The 7,635-nt window shown below is 26.2% G+C and carries 8 protein-coding genes; all 8 read right to left on the bottom strand.

Annotated features, from left to right (window positions below):
* Nucleotides 1-485, bottom strand: a 485-nt coding sequence (locus tag MBORA_RS08085) for a helix-turn-helix domain-containing protein (RefSeq protein WP_063720519.1), incomplete at its 3' end; no start/stop codon positions are given.
* Nucleotides 486-561: 76 nt separating this feature from the next.
* Nucleotides 562-1,233 (bottom strand): hypothetical protein, encoded by a 672-nt coding sequence (locus tag MBORA_RS08080; RefSeq protein ID WP_063720518.1) that lies wholly within the window; start codon nucleotides 1,231-1,233, stop codon nucleotides 562-564.
* A complete protein-coding gene (locus MBORA_RS08075) occupies nucleotides 1,230-1,487 on the bottom strand; it encodes a hypothetical protein (protein WP_042693415.1) in 258 nt (85 codons plus the stop codon). The genes MBORA_RS08080 and MBORA_RS08075 overlap by 4 nt, the downstream gene beginning before the upstream one ends.
* Nucleotides 1,488-1,516: 29 nt before the next feature.
* Nucleotides 1,517-3,076 (bottom strand): hypothetical protein, encoded by a 1,560-nt coding sequence (locus MBORA_RS08070; RefSeq protein ID WP_156482710.1) that lies wholly within the window; start codon nucleotides 3,074-3,076, stop codon nucleotides 1,517-1,519.
* 7 nt (nucleotides 3,077-3,083) lie between these two features.
* Nucleotides 3,084-4,760: a DUF1565 domain-containing protein gene (locus tag MBORA_RS08065; RefSeq protein WP_042693418.1), complete on the bottom strand. Its 1,677-nt coding sequence runs from the start codon at nucleotides 4,758-4,760 to the stop codon at nucleotides 3,084-3,086.
* Nucleotide 4,761: 1 nt separating this feature from the next.
* Entirely contained in the window at nucleotides 4,762-5,907 is a 1,146-nt protein-coding gene (locus MBORA_RS08060; RefSeq protein WP_063720516.1) for a baseplate J/gp47 family protein, read from the bottom strand.
* Entirely contained in the window at nucleotides 5,904-6,332 is a 429-nt protein-coding gene (locus MBORA_RS08055) for a GPW/gp25 family protein (RefSeq protein ID WP_042693422.1), read from the bottom strand. Before MBORA_RS08055 ends, MBORA_RS08060 begins: the two co-directional genes overlap by 4 nt.
* 22 nt (nucleotides 6,333-6,354) lie before the next feature.
* Nucleotides 6,355-7,632 (bottom strand): hypothetical protein, encoded by a 1,278-nt coding sequence (locus tag MBORA_RS08050; RefSeq protein ID WP_042693423.1) that lies wholly within the window; start codon nucleotides 7,630-7,632, stop codon nucleotides 6,355-6,357.
* Nucleotides 7,633-7,635: the final 3 nt, after the last annotated feature.

Below are 7,635 nucleotides of genomic sequence, written 5' to 3'. Positions count from 1 at the left end.
TATTTTTTCTGTGTTTTTTTTAACTGTTTTGAGGCATTTTTTGGAGCTTCTGCAGGTATGACATAAGGTTTTCCATATCCGAAGCCTAATTTTTTCATAATGCGTCGAATTTGTCTATCACTATAAACTACACCAAATTCTTCGATTATTTCATGTTTTACTTCACGAACACTTGTTAATTGTTTTTTTATAATGTTTTCTTTTAGTTGTTTGAATTGATTTTCAGTTAATTTTGTTTTTCGTCCAGATCCTTTTTTTCTGAGTAATCCATCAAATCCTTTTTCATTCCAAGCTTTTAACCATGCATGACCAGTTGGAATTGTTTTTCCACGTTTCTCTATAGCATATTTTACTGTTTCACCAGCATATATATCTTCAATGAATGTTATTTTCTCATAAAATTCTATGTAATGCTTTAAATCAGCTTTAACTTCATGAATTTTAGAAAGTGGGATATCTTTATTAATATAAGCATTTCTACTCATATTACTATTTTAGTCACATTTAATATAAATATTTTTTGTCTAAAACTATACTTCGGTTTACATTTTTTACTCATATTTATCTCACCTGCACAATGATTTCATGATAATTTGGAGACAATGCATTAGTAGTTTTAATATACAAATTTTTAGTGGTTAAATCATAATAATAAGAACCATTAACTAATTCATTTAAAGAGTTAACATTTTTATAACCACTTTTTCCATCTTCAATAACTCCAATGACTTCGTTTGGTTCATAAGAATAATAAGTGTTGTTTTCAGATTCACTCCAATCTCCTTTTAGACTACCTGTTGATAATTGAAAACCATATTCAACCCTAATATCCCCAACACTTGGATTAAGAAATGACTCATCTATTTTATCATAAACATCATGACTAATAAGAATATCACCATTACTTGTGCCTATCTCAGTAGTTCCAATCATTTCAGATACATTAAAAGAACCAATTAAAAGTATTTGCTTTTTTTGCAAATCAACTTTGGTTATGCACTTTTTCCTACTAGTTTCATGTCCTAAAGTAAAATCTGTTTTTTTAGGTTTATTTATCCCATCACCAATAACAATATATTGAATTGGAGAAAAATATTCATTTATTGCTCTGTTAAGAAAAAAAGATTCTCCTAATAAAGTTATAATATTTTCACCAGAGACAATAAATTCTTCATTTAAAAACATGTTTTGGAATTTAAAAGAAATATTATAAGTTCCTTTTATGTTAATCATATTAATTTCACCTTTTTATTATCTATTTTCAATAATGTGTGAATATCAAACACATTATTTTTTTGAATAGTTTCAGTTTCTAAATTTAAATGAATTTTCTTTGTTAAAGGCATGGTTTTTTGCAATCTATTTTTTAAATCATTCGCATTTTCTTTTGGAATGTTAGATGGTATACCAGTATAATCCATATAAATATCAAAGTTATTTGGCGTATAATCTGGTTCATGCCTAAAATATTTACAATTTTCAGTCATAAAAAAAAGAACTCCTTTTTTACATTTTTTTATTCTATTTTTTGGGTGATGCTAACCACATTACTATATGGATAATTCATAGAATTTGATGTGGCAATGAATGATAATTTACCTTCACCATAGTAATCTTTTAACGAAGTATAAGGCATTGTAACTGTAAGTTCACCATTATTATTAGTTTTACCTTCATGTATAAGTTCAGTTCCCCATAATAATAATTTCACAGTAGTATTAGGCAACTTAACAAATACATTATTCTCTAAACTTTTATAAAGAGTAATGACAAAAGTAATATTTTCTCCTTCAGATGCTTTAATAATATCCGAAGATAATTCTATTTTAGTTGCCAAATTAGAATTCAACACAACCCTTTCATGAACTTGTAAGTTCCTATTATTACATGTAACTATTGAACCCATATTCTGAATATCATGTATCACTCCACTTATCTCAGACAAACCTAAATGACTTGTCGGATCTGTTTGTTTAGGATTAACTGAAACTGGATCATAACCCTCCATCAATAAACCATAATAAGTATATGAAAAAACATGTCCTGAAAATGGAGTTAAAGTTTGATCTAATGCAGTGAAAAAAATATGAACCCTAGTATTATCTTGAGCAAATTTATTACTTCGCATATGCCAAGTAGTTAAATATCGTTCTTCATAATTAATTAGTAAATTATTACTCACAACACTCTGAAATTTAACATTAAACGAAAGATCTGCTTTAGTTGTTACTTTATAAACAAGTTTAGCTTCACCATTATCAGAAGTAGTAACATTTTTTAAAAATAGATCTTGATTATAAAATTCTAATGGAATATTTTTACAAATATTATTTTGAGTATCATAACATTTAGCAGTTAAGTAAACATTATTATTTAATAAAGCTCTTGAATTATTACTTTCTAATATTATAAAATGAGGATAATCAATTTTAAGAGAATTACTTTCTAAGTCTTCATATTTTGCAGTGATGGAAATATTTCCATTAATATTAAAGTATGTGAATAAAGCTTCACCATTATTGTCTGTAATAGTGCTTCCAAGTAATTCTTCTCCTTTATAAAATTGTATTTGTTTGCCTTGCATAACATTATTATTAGACCCTTTTAAAACTGCTTTAAATATTGTAGTTCCACTAGATGTCATATTATTACAAATATGAGTTAAAATTATATCTTGTGGAACAATAGCTGTAATAATTACTGTATTACTTGTTTTATCACCATATTTTACATGAAATTCAGAGACCTCATCAACAATAACATTATTTAATATTGCAATACCTTCAATATTAGTTCTTGAAGTTCCCAATAATGTGTTGTTTTTATAAAAATGAACTAAGTAATTATTAATAGGCAAATCTTCATTATCCGTTACTATAGCTGATAAAACATATTCTGCTCCATATTCACCTTGATTTATATTGCTTGTTAATTGAATATTATTTGGAATGATTGGAGTATTTATTGTTACATTCACCGATTTTGAATCCATAAAATACAAATCCATTCCAAGAAAATCTTGTCTGATAATGTGTTGACCTTCTTTTTTTATCTTAATTTTTTTCTCATAAGGCATTGTTTTTTCACCACATTTCTTGTAATTCATCATCCACATATGTTTTTATAACTGCATTATTAATTTCTTGATTATTTTCATCTGTTAATGTGGTATTTATTGTAATTTCTTCATCACTACTATAAGCGTCTTTGTCTAAAGTCATTGTGAGTTTTGAGTATCCTTTTAATATTTTCACGGTTTCATAATTGTATTCTTCATTATTTTGATTCGTGAAAATAACATGTTGACAAAAAAAATTGGCTGTGGAATATTTTAAATTAATATTAATTAATGATAATTGTAATTCATGAGCTCCTTGAATTTGGAAAAAAGCTGGGAATTGAGTTGTTATTTGTCCATTTGAACAACCCAAAATAGTACAGGATTTTTTAATTAAAACATCCCCCACTATATTAACATTTCCTTCAACAACAATAAGATTAGCTAAACCATTAACACTATTTATTGCTTTTTCTAATGTTTTAAACGGAGTATTTTTAGATCCATTATTATTATCATTTCCAGTTTCTTCATTAACATACCAATCTCCATTATTACAACCTTTTACTCGTATAATAATCATTTCTTCAGCTATAATCTCACCTAAACTGTTTTTAGCAATGAAATTAAAATGATTTAAATTTGCTTCATCTAAAATATCATAGTTTGCAATATAATTTTTACTATCATAATCTACTTCAATAAGATTATTATTTAAATTAATATCAATAGTGTAATCTGATTCTATCGATTCACCTAAACTATTTAAAAACATGAATGAAAAAGCAACATCTTGATTAATCACAGGATTAGTTGTGTTTGGAATGACAAAGAAATACAATCCTAAATCCAAAGCATTATCACAAAATTTATCTTTATGCTCCCATTTTTCAGCTACCCACTCATTAACTATTAATTGAGTATTTTTACCATCCGTTTCTTCATTAAAATCATGTTGTTTTATATTAAACATTTTAAGAAGTAATTTTTCACGATTAACTAATACAGCATCAATACTATAAGTTTTCCATAATTCTAAAACTGGTAATGGTATGTTGTGCAATTTAATAGTATAAGTAAGTATTCTATTCATGTAATGATAATCATCTTCAGTTAATTGTGTATTAAAAGGAGGTTCAGTATTTGGATAATAATCACTTTCTACTGTTATGTATGTTTTTCTTGGAATGTTATTAAGTAATCCAAATTTATCAAGACTATAATCATGATCAAATTCATTATTTAATTGAGTATCATTTTCGGGGAAACCTTTTTTAATAATTATTTCATTAAATGTTTCAACAATAACTATGAAAGTATCACTCGGAATTATTTCGGCTTCAACATCATCTTCTTCAATGATTGTTGTGCTTTCATAATTAAAAAAGAATGAATTATTATTAATATTTTCAGAATAAGTTTTTTCATGAATTAGAGTCTCATTTTGATAAATTTTTATTGTTTTCATTTCAGGATAATTTACAACAAAATGCATTATATAATTGTAAGGTTCAAATTGTTCTCTCCAGATTAGTACTCGTTTATTTATATGAAAACTTTCATAACATTTATTTAAATCATTGTACACATTTTTAAATTGATTATTAGTTACACTTTGACTTTTATAAAAATTTGATATTTCCCTTTTATCTAAAAAATAAGGATATTTATTCAAAAGTTTTTTTAAACTGTCTTCTGGCATTTTAAATCATCTCAATAGTTATATTGTTACTTACACCAATTTCTTCATCTAAAATTTCAATAAAATTTTCAGGAAAATCAAAAGAAATGCTTTTTAATTCATTAATTTCATTATCTAAAAAAACAGCTAATTTATGAGGAATAAAATCCTCCCCAATCAATAAACCCTGATAATATGATCCATCAGTACAATAACCTCCATCAATGAAAGTTTTGATCCCTGTTTTAATTTTTTGTGAAATAATTTCTTTTTCACTACTTGAAAATGGATTAATCCTATCAATATTCACACTAGCAACAGCATAAATATCAATATATTTTTTAGTTGGAGCAAAAACAGTTATATCCTCACTATACTGAGCAACATTAGATTGTAATTCATCATAAATTTTATTTAATAAAAAAGGAAACCCCGGATCAACAACAATTTTAATAGTTCCAGTACTATCCCAATTCGGAATTAATTTATAACCATCAATACCATCAAGATTATTAAAATAATTTTCATATGCTTCTTGTGAACCTTTTAATCGAATTTTAGTCCAATTCATTAATAATTGTCTATACTCATTATCATCATATGCTTCACTTCCACCACTACTAGATTGTGGATTAGTGCATGTTAAATTAATACTTAAATCAGAAAGAATATTGGTTAAAGTATTTTCAATAACTTTACTATCTACTCCTGGAATTACTGCTATTGCTGGAACAGTACATTCTTGACTTCCAACAGGAATATAAATTTCTTCAAGTAACTTGTATTGTATATTATTTTGAGTTGCAACTATTACCTCATCACTAATAAGAATATCTTCTTCATCAGATCCTGAAAATGTAAATAATAATTCACACATAGCATAAGTTGCTTGAGGTCGTGGAACACCAACAATAGCCCCAATATTATCTAAATCTTCCCCTTCAGCTATTTCAATATTTATACTATTATAAACATTAGTAATATCTTCATAAACAATACTAAACATTTCAGCTATCACAGATTTATCCATCACATAATAATTACTAATATCTTCTTTATTCGCAATAAATGATGGAAACTCTTCAGCATGAGAAATTAAACCTTTTTCTAATGAATCATTTAACATTTGCTCAAAAATTTCTTCATATTCTTTAGGAATATAATTCATAGAGTTACACTTCCTTCAACAAAACTATCACTAATACTTTTAACCTTAAAAATTACTTTATATTTCCCTGATTCATATTCAGTAACATTAATCCAATTGATTTCTTTTATTCTACGCATTTGTTCAAGAACATTTTCTATGAATAATTCAATTTTATATCTCACCATTTCTGATTGGTTAGCTTTAATTAGTTCATGAGCCCTACAACCAAAATTAGAATATAATGTATTCGTTAATTCTTGATAACGAGTCATTATTGCAATACAAATTGCATTAATCAAACTTTCGTTTCCAGTTACATTTTTATAGTCTTTATTTTCAAAGAGGATATCCCAACGATTGTATTCATCAGGTTTTAATTTTACATCTTCATTTAATGTTTTGAAAAATCTATAATCATCACTTTCAGTATCTATTTTTAACATGGTATTACCCCTTCATTTTTTTTTATAATTCAGTAATTATAATATTTCTAATTGCAGAAGAATTTGAAGGAATATTTAAATAAGTTAAAACATTATTTACTTCTAATTCTTTTGAATAACTCTGTCCATCATACTCAACAGTAAACAACCCATTTTCATCAATAAGATATTTAACATGCACCCATTGATTTCTAGGAATTGAAAACGGAGAAACACTATTTATACTCCAATTACCACTAAAACCTTTATAAAATTCAAATTTACCAACAGAATTCACTCCAATCATTGAATGAACACTATTATTAGCACCAAGATGAATATCAATATAACTACTATTATTATTACTTTGATACACATCAAATTCAATAGAACAACCCACAGGCAAAGAAATAGGATTCTTCAAATACATATTATTACCTGTAATACCAGTTTTACCAGCTAGAGTAACTAATTGCCCACTATTAAATAAATCAAGAGAATCACAAAGAATAACAATAGGTGGAATAGCAGGTTTACGAGGATAAAACAATGTACCATAAACAGTTGTACCACCACTAGCAGTATAAGTGCGTTGAGTTACAAAAAGTGTTAACTCTCCATTTTTATTTAATCTTATATGACCAAAAGGAACACCATTCTTCATATTATAAACAGGAACAGTAACTGCATACATAGGAACATACTTAGAAGGAATAGTGAAGACATAACTTTTTGGAAGATCTCCTGAACCAACATTAGACAACTGATGAACAACTACTTCTATAAACAAATCATTATACAAAATATCTATGCTACTATTCAATTGATAAAGTTCATAATTTCGCAAAGATAATACATACTCATCAATGTCAGACTCAGTATAATAACGCTCATCATGATTATGACTAACATCAGATTTAGTAATTAACAAATTATTAACTTCATTTTTCTTATAATAATTTTCTAAACTTATATTAAGACTATCTACTTGTTCCCATGCACCATTAACCCTTACATAAATATCAAACTTATTAGAACTAGTAGCGTTAGAATTTGGTAAGAAATACAATACTTTAGTATTAATATTAATAGTTGGCAACTCATTAACTACTTTAACTAATTCAAGATTACCTATTGCATTACTAATTACTAAATCAGTTTCACTACGATTGTAAACTTGAGATTTAACAAAGTATTTTTCATCATGACTATGGTTTAAATCAGATTTTTGATTTAATAAATTATTAGTTTCTATTTTAGTGTAAAACCATTGCCTACACAAGGTTTTTAAATGATTATACAATTCTGTTATAGTAGTCATAAT

The organism is Methanobrevibacter oralis (assembly GCF_001639275.1).
GTDB classification, from domain to species: domain Archaea; phylum Methanobacteriota; class Methanobacteria; order Methanobacteriales; family Methanobacteriaceae; genus Methanocatella; species Methanocatella oralis.
The sequence above is the reverse complement of the archived record's forward strand: the minus strand, read 5'-3'. Positions and strand labels throughout refer to the sequence as shown.